This is a genomic window from Sphingobacterium haloxyli (genome assembly GCF_002980525.1).
In the GTDB taxonomy this organism is placed as follows: domain Bacteria; phylum Bacteroidota; class Bacteroidia; order Sphingobacteriales; family Sphingobacteriaceae; genus Sphingobacterium; species Sphingobacterium haloxyli.
Genome location: NZ_PVBQ01000043.1, coordinates 1 through 1,588, shown reverse-complemented (window position 1 = coordinate 1,588; position 1,588 = coordinate 1). Strand labels below are relative to the sequence as shown.

General features: G+C 54.1%; 2 rRNA genes. Both read right to left on the bottom strand.

Annotated elements, in window-relative coordinates:
- Window positions 1–20: 20 nt before the first annotated feature.
- Window positions 21–132: ribosomal RNA gene (rrf, locus tag C5745_RS19850) — 5S ribosomal RNA — on the bottom strand.
- A 107-nt stretch (window positions 133–239) separates the two neighbouring features.
- Window positions 240–1,588: ribosomal RNA gene (locus tag C5745_RS19845) — 23S ribosomal RNA — on the bottom strand; the annotation flags it as partial.

Genomic DNA, 1,588 nt, shown 5'->3' with positions numbered 1-1,588 from the left:
CTGAAGGGGCTTTGTATAAAAATCGGCACCGACCTACTCTCCCACCTTTTACGGCAGTACCATCGGCTCTGGCGGGCTTGACTGCTCTGTTCGGAATGGGAAGAGGTAGACACCGCCGATATAGGCACCTGAATATCTTTTTGCAGTCTCAGACCGCACAACAAGCGGCCATACCTGGCTAAAATTGACAGTTATCGGGAAAAAAAGCGAACAGAAAAAGATGACAAAGGAACTTTCCGGCGCGGAAAGCTTCGGGCTATTAGTACCGCTCGGCTATGGTATCTCTACCTTTACACCTGCGGCCTATCAACGTGGTAGTCTCCCACGGCCCTGTAAGGAAGCCTAATCTCGTGGCGGGTTTCGCACTTAGATGCTTTCAGCGCTTATCCACACCGCACGTAGCTACCCAGCCGTACACCTGGCGGCATAACTGGTTCACCAGAGGTGCGTCCAGCCCGGTCCTCTCGTACTAAGGCCAGACCCACTCAGACTTCCAACGCCCACAACAGATAGGGACCGAACTGTCTCGCGACGTTCTGAACCCAGCTCGCGTGCCACTTTAATGGGCGAACAGCCCAACCCTTGGGACCTTCTCCAGCCCCAGGATGTGACGAGCCGACATCGAGGTGCCAAACCTCCCCGTCGATATGAGCTCTTGGGGGAGATCAGCCTGTTATCCCCAGAGTACCTTTTATCCTTTGAGCGATGGCCCTTCCATACGGAACCACCGGATCACTATGTCCGTCTTTCGACCCTGCTCGGCTTGTAGGCCCCACAGTCAAGCAAGCTTTTGCCATTGCACTCCGCGTACGGTTACCAAGCGTACTGAGCTTACCTTTGAAAGCCTCCGTTACCTTTTTGGAGGCGACCACCCCAGTCAAACTACCCACCAAACAATGTCCCCCTAATAGTAAGGGTTAGGGAACCCGTACGCAAAGGGCGGTATTTCAAGGGCGATTCCACGGATCCTGGCGAACCCGCTTCAATATCTCCCGCCTATCCTACACATCACGTACAGGTCCACAATGTTAAGCTATAGTGAAGGTTCATGGGGTCTTTCCGTCCCGTTGCGGGTAGCCGGCGTCTTCACCGGCACCACAATTTCACCGAGCCCATGGCTGAGACAGCGCCCAGATCGTTACACCATTCGTGCAGGTCGGAACTTACCCGACAAGGAATTTCGCTACCTTAGGACCGTTATAGTTACGGCCGCCGTTTACCGGGGCTTCGATTCAATGCTTCACCCGAAGGTTGACATCCCCTCTTAACCTTCCGGCACCGGGCAGGTGTCAGGCCTTATACTTCATCTTGCGATTTCGCAAAGCCATATGTTTTTGTTAAACAGTCGCCTGGGCCTTTTCACTGCGGCTTCTCCTTGCGGAGGAAGCGCCCCTTCTCCCGAAGTTACAGGGCCATTTTGCCGAGTTCCTTAGCCATGGTTAACTCGAGCACCTTAGGATTCTCTCCTCGACCACCTGTGTCGGTTTGCGGTACGGGCCTTATATACCTGAAGCTTAGCGGGTTTTCTCGGTAGTACGATTACCTGCACTATCTGCGCCGCCGAAGCTTTGCAGTACTGTCGGGTCTC